Source organism: Nocardia sp. NBC_01009, assembly GCF_045208035.1.
Classification (GTDB): Bacteria; Actinomycetota; Actinomycetes; order Mycobacteriales; family Mycobacteriaceae; genus Nocardia.
Genome location: NZ_CP108695.1, coordinates 2044859 through 2061716, shown reverse-complemented (window position 1 = coordinate 2061716; position 16858 = coordinate 2044859). Strand labels below are relative to the sequence as shown.

Below are 16858 nucleotides of genomic sequence, written 5' to 3'. Positions count from 1 at the left end.
AACACATCCTGCTGACGCGCACCCCGGCGATGACAGGCCGCTACGAGTTCCTGTCCTTCGACGATCCCGCCGGGGGCCGGGCCTGGTTGGCCGAGCTGCTGGACCGGGTCGACTCGGCGGCAGACGCACGCGCCTCGATGGACAGCTCCCAGCGTTGGATCACCCTGGCCTTCACCTGGCGAGGGCTGCGTGCGCTCGGGGTGTCGGAGGAATCGCTCGCCACTTTTCCCGACGAGTTCCGCGAAGGCATGGCCGCCCGCGCCGACATCCTGGGCGACACGGGCGCCAATCACCCGGACAACTGGGAGGGCGGGCTGGCCGGTGACGACCTGCACGCCATCGCGATCTTGTTCGCCCGCAGCGATGCTGAGCACCAACGGTGCACCGCCGAGCACAACAAGCTCGTCGCCCGCTGTCCGGGTGTGCGGGTGTTGTCGTTCTTGGATTTGAACGCGACGCCGCCGTTCGACCACGCCCATGACCATTTCGGGTTCCGGGACCGGTTGTCCCAACCGGTGATCGAGGGATCCGGTGAAGAACCGACTCCGGGCTCGGGTGCAGCGCTGAAACCCGGTGAATTCATCCTGGGCTACCCCGATGAGGAGGGGCCGGTTCACGGGCTGCCGCAACCGGAAGTATTGTCCCGCAACGGCAGCTACATGGCCTACCGGCGGCTGCAAGAACACGTCGGTGCGTTTCGGGATCATCTGCGTGCGCATGCCGACACCCCGGATGAGCAGGAACTGCTCGCTGCGAAGTTCATGGGCCGCTGGCGAAGCGGCGCCCCGTTGGTGTTGGCACCCGACCGGGACGATCCACAGCTGGGTGCAGATCCCATGCGGAACAATGACTTCAACTACAAAGAGATGGACCCACACGGCTACGCGGTACCGCTCGGTTCGCACGCGCGGCGACTCAATCCACGCGACACCGCGGTGAATATGAACCGCCGCAGGATGATTCGCCGCGGAGCCACCTACGGGCCTGCGTTACCCGAGGGCGCACCCGATGACGGGGTGGACCGAGGCATTGCCGCATTCATCATCTGCGCCAGCCTGGTTCGTCAGTTCGAGTTCGCCCAAAACGTCTGGATCAACGACAAGACATTCCACGAACTCGGTAATGAGCACGACCCCATCTGCGGCGCCCAGGACGGCACCTTGGAGTTCACCATTCCCAAACGGCCTATCCGCACAGTAATCGAGGGGCTGCCCGCCTTCACCACACTCAGGGGCGGTGCGTACTTCTTCCTGCCCGGTATCGGCGCCCTGCGCTACCTGGCCGCCCTCGACAGTCGAGAGGTGAAATCATGAACACCCGTCCGGGGGCACGCACCTATAACCAGGACCACATCCCCCGCCCGCACAATGGGCGCAGACGGATCAGCATCTACTGGACGTGGAGCTACCCGTGGGAGGCCCAACGCGATCCCGCCGAAATGTACAACCGTTTTTCCACGATGACCGAGGTCCGCAACGCACTGTGGCCGGGCTACGAGACCCCCGAATACGACGCAGCGCACTTCCTGCAAGGCATCGCAGGCACACTCGAGCTCTTCCACCGCTCGACGCTCGCGTTTCAACGGCTGGCCGGTGCGGCGACCGGCCACCCCGTGGCGGTGTTCCAGCGCATCGACCAGGCCGGCTACACCTTGCCGATCGACGAACGAATCCTCGACGACACCGACACACTGATGATATTCGGGCTCGATCACCTCCTCTCCGAACAGGAAGCCGCGCCCGAAGAGGTCGCCGCGATCCGCGAATGGCTGCAGCGCGAAGGCACCTGCCTGTTATTGGCACCGCACCACGACGTCGGCTTCACCGACGACTACGTCCAGCGACAAACCGAATACCAGCATCACGGCGACCCGCTGGTGCCCCGTCAGCAGCGATTCGGCCAATACACGCGCTCGCTGATGAAGGCGCTCGAGGTGCCGGTGCACAACAAGTGGGGCCTACGCCCCGCGGTCGTCGACGGCACCGCCGAGATCGCCCCCCTCACCGGGTTCCGCGATCTGGACACGCCCCAATTGCTCCACAACGTCACCACATTCAACTTCCACCCTCACTTGCCGCACTACGAGCTCACGATGCCCGAAAGCGACTCGCTACGAGTCCTGGGACGCCAGCGCGTCGACCCCACTCGGCCCCATCCCTTCACCGCCGCCGGGAACGCGGAATTCAACGCGCTGATCTGGATGCCACCCACCGGCCCGCGTGCAGGCGACATCGTGCTCCTCGACTCCACCAACTTCACCACACTGTTCGGCGGCACCGACAGCCTCGAAAACCTGTGGCACAACCTCGCCACCATGAAATGACCGCAAGCATTCAGCCGTGCCGTACATAGTGTGCCGATCCATCTCGGAAAAGTCGCAGACCCCAAAAACCTTCACCTCCCATTCGCGGACCCGCACCCGGCCGATCATGTCCGGGTTGCGCCGAGCCGGTGCAATCGCCGCACGGTCGCACCGGCACTCGGTACTCCCGCTCGAACCTTGGATTTCGGAGGTTTCTTAGCGATATCTCGACGGCCGCACCCGCTATCCGGGGCCTACGCTCGAAATATCGGAAAGGGGCAGTGATGAATAGCCAACGCATGGTGCTGCTCGCCGCCGAATCGGGAGATCTCCCCAACTACAGCACAAGCGCGGTCATGATCGGCACCACGATCCTGCTGATGATCATCGTCGTGCTCGCCGCGTACGTAATCCACAGTGGACGGCGAGGCTGACACACGGCGACTAGGTGAGCATTGCTCCCCAACGAGAGCAATGCTCTTCAATTGATCGTCATATGTCAAGAGCAGTGCCCACAGAGGCGATCGGCACCGATATTTGTGGAACATTGATCCTGTTCAGACGACGAAGCCGGATCAGTCGATTAGCCGATCAGTCGAGGACCTTCGCCGAGTGACATAGCACCTGCACCCGGAAGCTACGACCGCCGAACACCAGCTCAGCCCGGGTCAGTAGCGAAGACTCTCCGGTGGTGCGGTGTGGCGAACGCTGATCCAGACCACCGTAGGGACTGCCGAGTACGAACATCGCCCGCCGGACTCGGCCAACCGAACTACGGTCGCCGGGCTGCCGTCGACTTGGCCTTCAACTTGGCCTTCGACTTCGACCAGCGAGCCGCACACACGACGAAGCCCGGCATAGTCGGTTCAAACCGTCGCGCCGGTCTTTGCGGTTCAGCGCCTCGGACGCTCGAACTCGCCGTCGACCACACCGGCCGCGAAGGCTTCCCGCTCGCCGGGCATGCCGAATAGCGCCGGGCTGGACGCCTGTAAACCCCATGCCCCCACAGTGTTTCACCGCTCCCCCACGAACCGGACGTGCACCTCAGCGTGTTCGTGCCCAGTCTGCGACTCGACTGCGCCGCGTGCCCGATCGCGAGCCTGATCGTATCCAGGAGCATCAGCGCGAGCACTACTCCAACGCCGTCACCGTAGCGCTCGGCGACACAGCGGGGCTTCAGCGACTCCCGAACGAGCGGCTACACCTCGAACGCAATAATCAAAGCGCGAGCACCGCCGGACTCGTATCATCAAACAGCGCAAAGTATTTGGCTGCATCCAGTATCGAAAACTCTAGGAAATTCCCAACCGGCACCTCAGGTCCGACGATGCGAACCGGGGTCGATCAGACCTGGCCGTCTCCGGCCGGAAACCATGACCGAAATCAAGATACCCAGTGCCCTATGTTCCACTGCGGCAGCATCACTGGTCACTCGAGGACCCGGCGAGTGCGCGCAATGGGATGCAGCTTTCACTTCGCACCGATCTGGCCGTCCAATACCACGCCGTGCTGGGCGGCGGGTTCGCAGACTGCGAGCCTGCTGGTTCCTCGACGACCGGCTACGAGTGTGCTCGGGGCATCGAACGCCGCATCCAGGGCAGTCGACTGTTCGAACGATCCGTACGAGTCGGTCCTCGATGGACCGAATACCGCGCCGACGAACTCGACTTTGCCGCGGTCTGCCCGATCGGGCTGGATGCCGGCGGGTAGAGCGCAAGCGCGGCGGTCGTACGCGCAGGGAGAGGGAGGAGTGTCCGCGAGAGCCATGTGGTCCATCAGAGCCTCGACTCACAATTCGGGCGGATTCGGGTGCGGCACATATGGACGGTGGGCCGGTGGGCGCATTGACAGGCGGCGGTCACAACCGGCGAGCACCCGCCAGCGGCATCGACGAGACCGGCGACGTGATCACTCCGGTGCCGTAGGTCGATGCGTGGATGACTTCGCCGTCACCGGCGTAGAGGGCAGAGTGGTTGCCGCCGTAGTACGACACCAGATCGCCCGGCTGCAGGTCGTCCAGCGACACCGGCGTACCGGCGGCGAGCTGCCCGTAGCTGGTGCGCGGCACATCCACGCCGGCCTGCCCGTAGGACCACTGCACCAGACCCGAGCAGTCGAAGGCGCCGGGGCCGACCGCGCCGTAGGAGTAGGCGGAGCCGAGCTTGGTCCGGGCGGCGTCGACGGCGACCTCGCCGGTGGTTTTCGGCGGCTTCACCACAGCGGGAGCGGTCTGCGCCGGAGGAGCCATTCCGAGAAGGCCGGTAAGGAATGGGACGTCGATTCGAGGAAAGCCGTTGGGGAATAGGAGTTCCATTCCCGGAATGGACGCAGGCACCGGAATCGTCGCAGGCACCGGAATGGTCGCAGGCGCCGGAAGCTGCGCGCCCGGAACAGCCAAGGGCGCCGAAAGCTCGAACGCTGGGGCACCGGCGGGTGTCGCAAGCTCAATTCCCGGAGCGGCGGCGAGTGCAGCAAGCTCGATTTCAGAAAATGCGGCGGGGGCAAGAAACTCTATTCCGGCAAAATCGGATCCGATCGGAGCTTCCGATTCCGGCAATATGGCGTTATGCCGGAAACCGGCTCCGGCAGTATCGGAGCCCATCGGGGCTTCCAATTTCTGCAGTATGGCGTTATGCCGGACGTCGATTCCGACAATATCCGCGAGGGTCGAAATATCGTCGGGAACCTCGAACGTTCCCACACTTGGAATCGTCAGCGGCTGAGCCGATGCCTGAGCGGAATTCAGCAACGTTGCAAGGAAAGCGATAACCCCCGCAGCAAGCGCCAAGAAAACAACGCGCCGCAGGGAGCGAAGATATCGGACGTCTGTCGTTGATGCCATGATACGGTCCTCCGATTTTCATATCGACTGCCGATGGTGGGCCTTACGACGCCGTATTCCATGGCGTGCAGGACTTCACCAAGACCTCGAACTGATTCGAATACCATCACGGTGATCTGTTAATCCAGCGGATCCGATCCGAGCGTCTACCTTTCGGCACACTATGCATCACGTAAAGTGCGACACACTTGAATTTCGATAACGAAACAATAACTAATTCCGAAGGTCGCAGCGCACTAATTCGAAGTCCATATGTCGCACAGCATTTTCCCCCGTTACACAGAGTGCCCCGCAGCGGAAATCCATTCCGCTGCGGGGCACCATCGACGGTAGATCTCAGGCGGTGATCTGCTCCTCGATCTGTTCCGCGATCGTGCGGAGCTTCGCCGCGAATTCGCGCGCCGCGACCGGATCACCACTCGAGCCCTTGACGACTCGCCGGGTCAGCGCGACGAGCCGCGATTCCATCGCGGTGAAGATGTCCGCCGCCCGGTCGTGCGAGTCATACGGCAATTCACCACGCAGCCACGCCTGGAGTCGCTCGACCACCACGGCTTCGTCGTAACGCTCGGGAAGGAGCGCGACCGCTTCCCGGAGCTTGCCCGCAGTGACCTTCACATCGGCGCCACCAGCGACCGTGGTGTAAATGGTGATCGCCGCGTCTTCGCCGTATTCGGCAGCCACCGGCAGCAATTCGCGGACCTGGCCCTCGTTGATGGTCGGCGCCAGTGGGTGCAGCCGGGCCGCAAGTGGCCAAGCTCGAATGAGCTTGTGGGCGTAGGACCGCTGCATATCCCAGCGCTGTTCCACGTACTCGTCGAATGTTTCGTGATCGTCGCGGTACAGCCGCCCGTCGCGCACAATCTGCAGAGCTCGCCCGGCGGCCCAGAATGCGATGCGCAGCGTGTCGATCGACGACTCGCACAATGTCAGCTGCGACCGCTCCCGCTCGCTCAGCGGGCCATCACCGGCGACGGGTACCGGCATGGTCAGGACATTCAGACCCGGGGCCTGCTCCGGGGCCCGCTCCGGGGCCGGCTCCGGGGGCGCGTCGGAAGCGGCGCCCACCGAGGCGACGGTCTCGATAGCACCCCGACGCCGCCATTCGGCGTCGCGCAGCGGCGAAACCGGTGGAGTGTGCTCAGCACCGTCGGCCAGCGGATTGAGGCCGCCTATCGAACCCTTCCTACGTTGGGGAGGCATCAGGCCGGCACCTCCACTGCGACCCGATATGAGCTCACCAGCTCGTCGCCCACCTGCCGATACTCTCCCAAATCTTCGATCGGGTTCTCGGCGCCTTCGCCGACCTCACCGTCGGCTGCCTCTCGATACCATTTCCAAGAGCTCAAATAGGTTTGGAATACGTCGTATCCAGCGCTCTCCAGATTCCCCCGTTGCGTCCGGTATTCGGTCGAGACATTCACGCCATTCTTCATCGTCACCGGAACCTTGGTCATCAGGACTCGCACCCGAATCTCCCGACTGCTTTCGGACGCCGCCTCCTCGGCAGCCCTATATGTACTCGGCACTCGTTTGACTTCAGAGGGGCTCACACTTGTCAGCAGCAAGAGCTCATCGCTTGCCGGGATAGCGGCTTTGAAGATCTCGGCCGACTCACCCCCGGCATCCACGATGATGACATCGAAATTCGAGGCATTGTCGGTAATGCAATCGTTGACGTGCCTGGACGGGAAGGCGATCAACTCGAACGGGACCTCGATTTCCCCCCTGATCAGCCGTCGATGCCACGAGTACCCGGTTTGACTGAGCGGGTCGGCATCGATTACCAGCACCCGCAGTCCGTGAATCGAAGCGAAGTAACTTGCCAAGAAAAACGCTGATGTCGTCTTGCCGACACCGCCCTTGAGATTCCCCAGCGTAATAACCAGAGGTTCGGGCAGATCGAGTGCCGCAACAGAATTCGTCATGGACGGTCCTCCGAGGGTGAGGAGTAAATTACTGTGCGGGGCAAGTTTCGCACAGCGTCAGCGAATTACAGCTGATTGCGGCGTCCTATTTCCCGGGCGTGGCGCAATCCGAATGTGTCCAATTGGACACACTGCGTCCGACGGACACAATTACTCGCCACCCCACAGACGCCTGCCCCGATGACGGCTACGGGTCCCAGGGGTCGAGTCCGCCGTGGGGTTCCAGGTGGTCGAGGTTGGAGACTCTCCTGACCGACGCCATCAGCCGGGCACGGTTGAGATCGGAGGGTTGGGCGTAGTACTGCTGCGCCGCCTCCTGATGCAGCGTCGCCACCTTGTGCCCGATTGCCCAGCGGGTGTCACGGCCGACCTTGTTCCATTCGTCGGGCGTGATCGCAGCGCGCAGCGCTTTGTCCGAATCCCAATGTTGTTCAACGGTTCTGACAAATTTCGTGTCGATCACAGCGCCGGGCGCCGGCTCGTTGGCGTGCCTGGCGAAGCTGTCGGCCGACACCAAAGCTTGGGCGGCAAAGGACATGTGCGCCTCGTCGCCGACATGATTCTGCACCGCTCGCGCGGCGGCGACGGCCTTTTGCAGGGGCGCGAACCCGTAGGGGTTCTGCGACATACTCGATTTCTGGGTGCTCGATGCGCGCATCGCGTTGGTGACCATGCTGTGACTCGCTCCAGCAGACAGCAGCGCAGCAGGCACCTGGCTGCCGGAAATCTTGGCGTCCTCCAGGCTCTTCAATGCTTTGGCGACCGCCAACTCGTTCTTGATGCCCCCCGACTTGGTGGATCCTGCGACTATCGACTTCCAGTTGTCCCGAGCCAACTGGTTCCAGGTGTGCGACTCCTGACGTTTGGGCGCGACGTTGATGCTGGTGCGGTCAACCGCTTTACGCCCGCGCGCGAGGGGGTTCAATGGACCCGCCACGCCGCCCGCGAGCCACGCGGTGATCGGCGAACTGTTGATGGTGTTGAGGGCGGAGAGGCCGGCTACCGTTCCACCCTTCGCGCGCCCACTGCTGCTTCCCATGCCGAGGGCAGTGCCGCCGCTGCCGCCGCTGCCGCCGCCGGATCTGGTCTGGCCGTTTTGTATCGCCAGGGCAAATCGGTTGGCGATCCACTCATTGCCGCCGTCGAGGCTGCGGCTGAGTCGCTTCAACTGGGAAATGGCGACGATCTCGGCCACGCCCGCGATGACGATCACCGCCATGACCTGGCCCTGCGCCTGCCGGAACAGGTTGCCGAGAAACAGGACATACACACCGAGGAAGACAGTAAAAGCGGTCATCCTGGCCGCCGCGACAAAACTGTCCACGATATTGCGGACCAGGAACGTCTGAGTCGGCCCGTAGACGAAACCACCTGCGGCGAAGCCGAATATCGACATGAACCCGTGGTAGAGCGCATCCAGCGCGGCCTTGACCACTTTGATCGACAGGTACACCGCGAAAATCAACAGGATCCCGGCGCAGACCAACAGCATCAGTCCGGTGCCGACCTGGCCCATGGTCGGGTTGTCGGCCTTGGCATAAGCCGCGGAATCCCCGCATGCCTTCATGCCGTTCTTGATCCGCTCGTCGTCGCCGGAAATGACACCGGCCGACCACGCCGAACGACACGACGGCCGCTCGTCGACCACGTGCCCGAAATTCCACACCTGTAGCGGGCGCCGAGCAAAGTTATCTGCCAGATCCCCCTGCATCGTGGTCACCAGGTGCGTCGGGTTCGGATGATTGTCACCGTTCAGACCCGCAGCAACAGAGATCCCCACATCACGTCCCTGCGCGAGCAACCCGTCGGAGGACAGCACATCCCCGAGCGGATCAGCGAGGAACACCGGGCCGATGATCGCGACGCCGATCATCGTGACAACCTGCATAGTGGCCTTGGCCGGATTGCCACGGACAATGAACCACGCGACGAAAAATGCGCCGACCGTCGCCGCTGTCACCAACATCAACGGTGTCGCGATCTGGCCGGTCAACGCATCGGCGACGCCGTGCAACGCCGACCCGAACATATTCAGCCATCGAAAACTCAACGCGAACCCGATCACCCAGATCGCCGTCGTCACGATGGCCATGTAGCCGATGAACTCCAGGCCGAGAATGGCCCACAGAATCGTGGCACCCGCGTTCAACGGGCCACCATGGTTGGTACTGAACTGGTAGCCGGCCAACGGAACACCGGACGAGTCACGGATTTTCATCCAGCTCAGTCCGTCGATCTCGGAGACCCCCGGCGACGCGCTCGCCGCCTCGTACTGTGCGGTGGCCACGGCGCCCACGGCGGCCGGAAATACAATAAACACACAAAACATCAGCCCGAACCACGCCAACCTTCGCCGCCAAACTCCGCGATCGTAGGTAAATAGCAAGCGCCGAAGTCCGGCAAGCGCACGGCGAAAAATGTCGTTGAGAGATCGTGTCTGCTGTCCGACTCCCGAGCGAGGCACAGGTAAACCCTAAACCGGGGTCCACGATTGTAATAGGCAATGTTGCAAGACATTCATGTGAACAAACGGTGATGCTCGGAGAGCATCGCGGTAAAGTCGCTGGTGGTGCCGCGTGGGCTGGGTCACATCGATGAAATCGCCTCTGCTGCTGGATGTTCCGTTGCAGCAATGGGCGTCGCATCGCTGGTACGAAATCGCCGGCGCACCAGCGTCATCGAGGGGGCGGCCGTTGAGGTTCCGACAGCCGAGAGGGCCGGGCCCGGTTGCCGTCGACGTTGCTCCGATGGCGGATTATGGTGCGGGCGTTGATGAATGGAGCTGACGCCGGCTGGCCGGCCGCGCCGGGGCATCGAAGACGCGGAGACCACCCGCGCGTTGGAACTCGCGAGGTGCCCATAATTGGTATCAATAAGATTCGGCGCCAGAAATAGCCTATTTGCCAGTGCAATCCAGTAATGTCCGAAACCGTTCCCGCGCCACCCTTCCCACGCAGGAATAGTCGATCATTATCGAGCCCATCAGAACCGATACACACGACATCGAAATGGCCGTGGAATTCGGCAATATGAAAGGCACGGTCGTGCGAATCAATCCATGCCAAGGCTTCATCGACGTGAAAGACATCATGACTGCCGAGCTCGGGAAGACGTGCGATGTTGTCGGCGGCCGCTACGAGGGAATCCTCGACGATCGACTCGATCCACCATCTGCCTGACACCGGCGGTGGCGGCAGCATCCATCTCTCGACCAACCCCGGGGGACCCTGCACCAGGCCACCCGGGGTTTACGCCTATCGGTCCGGACCATGCCGACACCGTCTCGGCTGCCGGACGACACGCCGTCGGACCAGCAGACGGAAGTGTATTGCGGCACAACATCATCACCGGCGATCGTGGCTCCCATCGGTGGGAATTGGGAGCTCCCGAGCCAGGGCAGCCGTCACACTTTCCCACCGGCCGGGGCTTGCCCGAATACGGCGTTCAGCATCGCCGCGCCGGCCAGTGCACCGCCGACCCACATCGTGGCGGTGATGCCGATGCCATCGGCAGCGAGCCCGCCGACCAGCGCACCCACGGCGATTGCTGCGTTGAAAACGCTGCTGAGCAAGGCGGATACGCCTTCGCGGAAACCAGGGGCAGAGGCGACGACCCAGGTGAGGCTGCTGACGGAGACCCCACCGTAGGTCAGGCCCCACACCACCATCAGCAGTCCGGCAACCAGCATCGATCCACCCAGGGCCGGGAGCACGATCACGGTGATCGCCAGCACCGTGCTGATCGCGACGAGTGTCGCTCTCGGCGCGCGCACCACGTAGCTGCCCGCGACGAAATTGCCTACGACACCGGCGATTCCATATACCAGCAGCAGGCCGATTATCCCGGAGCGTGCTCCCGAGACCTCCTCCAGCACCGGGCGGACATAGGTGTATGCCGCGAAATGGCCCGTCACGAGGAACGTGACGATGAGCAGACCGGTCCGCACCCGCGGGTTCCCGGCCAGCCGGAGCACTCCGCCCAGCGAAACAACCCGATCCGCGGGCAGACGCGGCAGTAGCACCGCCGCCGCCACCAGTACCAACAGCGCCAGGCCGGCGGCGGCCGCGAACGCCATCCGCCAGCCTGCGAGCGCCCCGATGAAGGCGCCTGCCGGGATGCCGAGCACCGACGCCACCGCGACGCCGCTGAACACCAGGGAGGTCGCCGATCCCGCAGACTCGGGTGGAACAAGGCGAACGGCCACCGCCGCCGCCATCGCCCACACGCCGCCCATCCCGATGCCGACGAGCACCCGCGCGAGGACCAGCACTCCGAAATTCGGGGACCACGCGGCCCTCAGATTGCCCAGCACCAACACCGCCAACAAACCACAGAACACCCACCGCCGGTCGAACCGCCCGAGCCCGGAGGTCAGCAGCGGCGCGGACACGGCCGCGACTACTCCCGTCACCGTCAGCGAGAGCCCAGCGGTACCCTCGCTGACCTGCAATACGTCGCTCATCGGAGTGAGCAGCCCGACCGGAAGCATCTCCGAGGTGACGACCGTGAAGGTCGCCGCGGCCACCGCCACGACGCCCAGCCGTCCGCGCGGCGTCGAGTCCTGTTCTGCGGGTGACTCGCTGGCGGATTCATCGACCTGTGTCATGTCTTTCACTCAAGAGATCGACCGCGAAGGAAACAATGGCGAAGTCCTCGTAGTTCTATGAGCTGGGCTCATCGACCGTCGTCAGCGGTGGAGCCCGGTACTGCGGCGGCGAGAGGAATTCGGATGGGCAGCCTGGAAGTGCGCGAGATGGAGGCGTTTCTCGCGCTGGCCGAGGAACTCCACTTCGGCCGCGCAGGCGAGCGGCTCTACCTGTCGCAGAGTCGGGTGAGCCAGCTGTTGCGCACACTGGAGCAGCGGGTCGGTGCGCGGCTTGTCGAACGCAGCAGCCGCCGAGTTCGGCTGACACCGCTAGGCGAGGACTTTCTCGCCGAACTGCGCCCCGCGTATTCCGCGCTCCAGGCAACAGTAGACGGGGCCCGCGCCGCCGCCCGCGGTGTGCAAGGACTGTTGCGCATCGGTTTTCAGGGCTCCTCGAGCAATGAGCTGATGGCTGCGATCGAACTGTTCCACCGCAGGCATCCCGACTGCTCCACCGAATTGGTGGAGATTTCGCTGTCGGACCCCTTCGGCCCGGTGTATCGCAACGAGGTCGACACGGCCCTGGTTCTCATGCCGATGCAAGAGCCGGATCTTGTTCTTGCACAGGTATTTCCGGCACAACCGCAGACCCTTGCGGTCGCGAGCAGGCATCCGTTCGCGACACGGACAAGCCTCTCGGCCGAAGAGCTCACCGAGTGCCCGCTGATCGGTCCGCGCGGTCCGGCGCCGCACTACTGGCGCAGCGCCATCGCGCTGGAGCTCACCCCGACCGGTCGCGCCATTCCCACCGGACCCGCTGTCGGCACGCTGGAAGAGGGACTCGCCCTAGTGGCGGCGGGCCGCGGCGCGATGCTGCTGTGCCAGGCTGCCGCCGAGGAACACCGCCGCAGATCCGTCACGTTCGTGCCCGTCAGCGGGCTGGAAGATTCACGCCTAGGCCTCGTCTGGCATCGCAACCACGAGACGGCCAGGGTGCGCGCCTTCGGACAGGCCGTCGCCGCGGTGGGGTGAGTCAGCGCGTCAGATCGGATGCGATACCGGCACCGGACGCGCCCTCCAACACGATCTCGACGACTGTCTCGAACACCGCGGCGAAGCACGCTTCTGTCGAATCGAACAGTGCTCAGCAGGTGCGCCGCGAGATCGTGGCACGGGCCATCAGATCGGCGACCGTGCCCGGGTGAAGGCCGTGTTCGGCGACGGCGTCGAGCCTGACAACCCGACGCGAAGTGCCCCGACCCCGATGGGTTCGGGGTTGGGGCACTCGACTTTTCAGGCCGGCGTGTTGGCCGGGTCGGCGACGGTCGGGGTGCGGTTTTCGCGGCGGGCGCGGCGGGCGTCTTCGAAGAACTCGCGGGAGAACATGGCCGAGAGAACGGCGACGCCCGCGCGGTGGACGCGGAATTCGCTGCGCGCGCTGGTGCCGGTGAGGCGAATGACACGGCCTGCGGCGTCCTTCGGGCGGGCGAAGTCCTTGACCCGGCCGCGGCCGGTCCACTGCACACCGGTCTGGTCGATGACGGCGTCGTCGGGGACCAGCAGCTTGACCATCGCGTGGTCGAGGTCGGCATGCACCTCAATATCGCCGGTGATCTGCGGGGAGCGCAGGTCGATGACGAGGCTGCCGTAGCGGGCGGCGACCTCGAAGGTGTTGGCATCGGTCCAGTTGCCGAGCCGCTTGGCAGTCTCGTGATCGACGTGGATTCGCGTGGCGCCTGCGGTGGGCTTGGTGGTCATTTCGGTGTCCTTTCGAGCGGCTTCGCTGATGAACTAATAGTGACATAAGAACTAGTTTCTTGGCAACTAGTTTCTAGGAATCTAGTTGTCCGAGTACCACTAGAATGGGTGTCATGACGGCATCGATGCAGTTCAAACGGTCTCCACTGGCGATGGCGCTACTGGGCATCCTGCATCTGGAGCCGATGCACCCCTACGCCATCCAGCGACGGATCAAGGAGTGGGGCAAGGACAAGGTGGTCAACGTCAGCCAGCGCGCCGCGCTCTACAAGACGATCGGCAGATTGCAGGACGCCGGACTGGTCACCGTTCGCGAGACCGGACGCGACCAGCAGTACCCCGAGCGAACCGTCTACGCGATCACCGAAGCGGGGCGCGCGGCCTGTGCCGCCTGGCTGGCCGACATGATCGGCGACCCACGCAACGAATATCCCGAATTCCCTGCGGCACTGTCATTTCTGATGCTGCTCGGCCCGGACGGCGCCCGCATCGAACTGGAACGACGCGCAAAATCCCTGCGCGCCAAGCTCGCCGAGATGACGGCCGACGCCGAACAAGCCGCCGCCATGGCACTGCCACGCGTGGTGATGCTGGAGGACGAATACCTGCGCGCCGTCACCGAGGCCGAATCACGCTGGATCGAAGGTGTTATCGCCGACCTGACCGCGGGCACTCTCACATGGTCCTGGGAATCGCTCGCCCCGCATCACGACACCCATCCGGAAACGCCTTAGCACCATCCACTTTCGCAGCAATACTGCCGCCAACGACGCCAGCTCGATCAGACCCGCGAAGCCACCGGCTCGGTACCTGGGAGAACGCGGCTTCGTCGGGTTGGACAGAACAGTCGGAAGCGCAACCAGCCCAACGGATTCCGTACCCGGCCCGCTCAGCATCGACGCCGCAACATTGTCGCCGGTCGGCTCTTGCGGCAAATCGGACAAAAGATCGCACCGGACGCGCGGTGACCGACCACCATGGATCCCGTGGTAGGACAATTTGTTCCGGTTCCGGACTGGGCAGCATGGGAAAACCAGGACTGTGGAGTCGCGATCGCGGACGTCAGCGGTGACGGCACGTCGGATGTCGTCGTTCTCATGGTGGACGACCCGCAAGGACAGAACATCGGGCGCTACCGGGTCGGCACCGGGTTCGCGACCGATGGGTCGGTGCAGGGCTGGGGGCCGTGGCAGGAGGTGCCCGACTGGTTCGGCTGGGAGAACCAGGGCGCCGGAGTCGCCGTCGCGGATCTGAACGGCAACGGCCGAGCCGATCTGGTGGTGTTCGTGGTCGACAATCCGCCGGGCCAGAATCAGGGGTACTACCGCATCGGGCGCGACCTGGCCGCCGACGGTACGGTGACCGGCGGCTGGACACCGTGGCTCGCGGTGAAGGACTGGTACGGCTGGGAGAACCAGGGCGCCGACATCTGCCTCACCAGCATCGACGGGCAGCCGACACTCGTGGTGCTGACAGTCGACAATCCGCCCGGCCAGAATGCTGGGCAGTTCCGGCTGGCCAAGGGGCTGACCGTGGATGGCGCAGTGGACGAGTGGACGCCATGGGTCGCGGTGCCCGATTGGTATGGCTGGGAAAATCAGGGCGCCGGTGTCGCGGCCGTGGACCTGGACGGTGACGGCAGGCCGGAGTTGATCGTCTTCGCGGTGGACAACCCCGACGGCGTCAACGCGGGCCGCTACACCGTCGGCTGGGGCCTGGACGGCACCGGGCATGCCATCGACGGATGGAGCGGCTGGGCGGCGGTGCCGCAGTGGGGACTGTACGAAAACCAAGGTGCGGCAATCACTGTGCTGCATGCCGAGGATGCGGCGCCGGAGTTGGTGGTTTTCACCATCGATGCGCCGCCCGGCATCAATACGGGCCTGCTGCGGGTCCTCGAACTCGACACCGATCTGCGGCATGCCGCGCATCTGGGGGTGTGGCGGATCCTCGATTTCGACACCGAGGTCAACCCGGTGCACGCCGCGCTCCTGCACACCGGAGACGTGCTGTTCTTCGCCGGTTCCGGCAACGACCCGGATCGCCACAACGCGCACGAATTCCGCACGCGCGTCTGGCATTACCCCAACCCCGGCCTGAGCGCGCCGGACACCCCGATCGATCTGTTCTGCGTCGGGCAGGCATTCCTACCGGACGGCAGACTGCTCGCGGCAGGCGGCACCGAGCGATACGACCCGTTCTACGGACTGCCGGACGCGCTCATCTTCGATCCCATCGCACTGACCTGGACCGCGGCGCCGGACATGGGCTTCGGGCGTTGGTACCCCACGCTCGCGCCGCTGCCGAATGGCGATGTGCTCGCGGTCTCGGGCCTCGGCGCCGACAACTTCCTTTCGGTGGTTCCGGAACTCTTCGACCACACCACCGAAACCTGGTCCCCACTGCCGACACCCGGCCCGATCCCGATGTACGGCCATCTGCAGCTGCTCGCCGACGGCAGGTTCTTCTATAGCGGCGGCCAGTACGGCGCGAACAACGGTATGCGCCCGTCGATCTGGGATCCGACGACCGGCGCCACGGTCGAGGTGCCGGGGCTCGCCGACCCCGGTTCCCGCAATCAGGCCGCAAGCGTGCTGCTGCCGCCCGCCCAACTCCAACAGGTGATGATCCTCGGCGGCGGCGGGTTCGATATGCACAGTCCGGCACCGGCTTTGGCGGACACCAGGGTCGTCGACTGCACCGCTGCGACACCCGCCTATCAGCCCGCACCACCGATGGATCACGCCAGAATGCATCTCAGCGCGGTGCTCCTGCCGGACCGGACGGTGCTGGCGACCGGCGGCTCCGGTATGGAGGAAATGGCGCACGACGCGCCGCCGCATGCCGAGATCTTCGATCCCGCGATGGGCGCTTGGATGCACACCGGGCCATCACGGGTGCCCCGGCTCTACCACTCGATCGCGCTGCTCACCCCGGACGGCAAGGTGGTCACCGCGGGCTCGAACCCAGCCCGCAAGACCGAAGAACTTCGGATCGAAATCTTCTGGCCGCCCTATCTCTTCCGCGGACTGCGGCCGCAGCTCGAACTAGCCACCGCCGCAGCGAGTTACGGCGCGACAGTCGCCGCAACGACCACAGCCGATATTCGCGAAGCCGCCCTCATGCGTCCCAGCGCATGCACCCATTCCTGCGACAATGAGCAACGCCTCGTCGACCTCGAATTCATCACCACCGCAACGGGTTCGGTCACGTTCACCCTGCCGACCAACCCAGCGCTCGCACCGCCGGGTTGGTATCTGCTCAGCGTCGTGGACCAGCAGGGCATCCCCTCCTCCGGACAGTGGCTGCACCTGAGCTGACCACCGCTGCGATGCCGACCTTGTGATCGGCCACGATCAGCTCTCGCCCGGACAGTGGCCTGACGCTGATACGGCCCTCCCCTGCTCGGTTGGCACCCTGCGCCGGCTCCGTGGCCGTAAGGT

The 16858-nt window shown here is 64.3% G+C and carries 14 protein-coding genes; 8 read left to right on the top strand and 6 right to left on the bottom strand.

What is annotated here, in order from left to right; genetic code table 11:
* Positions 1–29 precede the first annotated feature (29 nt).
* The 4 genes from OHA42_RS09130 (at position 30) to OHA42_RS09115 (ending at position 4012) form a co-directional block, all read left to right on the top strand.
* Entirely contained in the window at positions 30–1313 is a 1284-nt protein-coding gene (locus OHA42_RS09130) for a Dyp-type peroxidase (RefSeq protein ID WP_406239239.1), read from the top strand.
* On the top strand, positions 1310–2323 hold the full coding sequence (locus OHA42_RS09125) for a hypothetical protein (protein ID WP_406236150.1): 1014 nt from the start codon (positions 1310–1312) through the stop codon (positions 2321–2323). Before OHA42_RS09130 ends, OHA42_RS09125 begins: the two co-directional genes overlap by 4 nt.
* A 263-nt stretch (positions 2324–2586) precedes the next feature.
* On the top strand, positions 2587–2736 hold the full coding sequence (locus OHA42_RS09120; RefSeq protein ID WP_406236148.1) for a hypothetical protein: 150 nt from the start codon (positions 2587–2589) through the stop codon (positions 2734–2736).
* 961 nt (positions 2737–3697) lie between these two features.
* On the top strand, positions 3698–4012 hold the full coding sequence (locus tag OHA42_RS09115; protein WP_406236146.1) for a hypothetical protein: 315 nt from the start codon (positions 3698–3700) through the stop codon (positions 4010–4012).
* A 148-nt stretch (positions 4013–4160) separates the two neighbouring features.
* On the opposite strand, the gene OHA42_RS09110 is transcribed toward OHA42_RS09115, so the two are convergent.
* The 4 genes from OHA42_RS09110 to OHA42_RS09095 all read right to left on the bottom strand — a co-directional run bounded on the left by OHA42_RS09110 (position 4161) and on the right by OHA42_RS09095 (position 9359).
* Entirely contained in the window at positions 4161–4751 is a 591-nt protein-coding gene (locus tag OHA42_RS09110; RefSeq protein ID WP_406239237.1) for a C40 family peptidase, read from the bottom strand.
* 729 nt (positions 4752–5480) lie between these two features.
* Positions 5481–6347: a hypothetical protein gene (locus OHA42_RS09105; protein ID WP_406236144.1), complete on the bottom strand. Its 867-nt coding sequence runs from the start codon at positions 6345–6347 to the stop codon at positions 5481–5483.
* The gene (locus OHA42_RS09100) at positions 6347–7072 is read right to left on the bottom strand and encodes a ParA family protein (protein WP_406236142.1); all 726 of its coding nucleotides are present in this window, start codon (positions 7070–7072) and stop codon (positions 6347–6349) included. Before OHA42_RS09100 ends, OHA42_RS09105 begins: the two co-directional genes overlap by 1 nt.
* 187 nt (positions 7073–7259) lie before the next feature.
* On the bottom strand, positions 7260–9359 hold the full coding sequence (locus OHA42_RS09095; protein ID WP_406236140.1) for a hypothetical protein: 2100 nt from the start codon (positions 9357–9359) through the stop codon (positions 7260–7262).
* A gap of 721 nt (positions 9360–10080) precedes the next feature.
* Here OHA42_RS09095 and OHA42_RS09090 point away from each other — a divergent pair.
* Positions 10081–10251: a hypothetical protein gene (locus tag OHA42_RS09090; RefSeq protein WP_406236138.1), complete on the top strand. Its 171-nt coding sequence runs from the start codon at positions 10081–10083 to the stop codon at positions 10249–10251.
* Between the two features lie 224 nt (positions 10252–10475).
* Here the strand turns inward: OHA42_RS09090 and OHA42_RS09085 are convergent, their stop codons facing one another.
* The gene (locus tag OHA42_RS09085; RefSeq protein ID WP_406236136.1) at positions 10476–11678 is read right to left on the bottom strand and encodes an MFS transporter; all 1203 of its coding nucleotides are present in this window, start codon (positions 11676–11678) and stop codon (positions 10476–10478) included.
* A 123-nt stretch (positions 11679–11801) separates the two neighbouring features.
* On the opposite strand from OHA42_RS09085, the gene OHA42_RS09080 reads away from it, so the two are divergent.
* The gene (locus OHA42_RS09080) at positions 11802–12689 is read left to right on the top strand and encodes a LysR family transcriptional regulator (RefSeq protein ID WP_406236134.1); all 888 of its coding nucleotides are present in this window, start codon (positions 11802–11804) and stop codon (positions 12687–12689) included.
* Positions 12690–12950: 261 nt separating this feature from the next.
* Here the strand turns inward: OHA42_RS09080 and OHA42_RS09075 are convergent, their stop codons facing one another.
* Positions 12951–13415, bottom strand: a complete 465-nt coding sequence (locus tag OHA42_RS09075; RefSeq protein WP_406236132.1) for a hypothetical protein — start codon at positions 13413–13415, stop codon at positions 12951–12953.
* A 113-nt stretch (positions 13416–13528) separates the two neighbouring features.
* On the opposite strand from OHA42_RS09075, the gene OHA42_RS09070 reads away from it, so the two are divergent.
* Together OHA42_RS09070 and OHA42_RS09065 are read left to right on the top strand one after the other, a co-directional pair.
* The gene (locus OHA42_RS09070; RefSeq protein WP_406236130.1) at positions 13529–14149 is read left to right on the top strand and encodes a PadR family transcriptional regulator; all 621 of its coding nucleotides are present in this window, start codon (positions 13529–13531) and stop codon (positions 14147–14149) included.
* Positions 14150–14401: 252 nt separating this feature from the next.
* On the top strand, positions 14402–16735 hold the full coding sequence (locus tag OHA42_RS09065) for a galactose oxidase-like domain-containing protein (protein WP_406236128.1): 2334 nt from the start codon (positions 14402–14404) through the stop codon (positions 16733–16735).
* Positions 16736–16858: the final 123 nt, after the last annotated feature.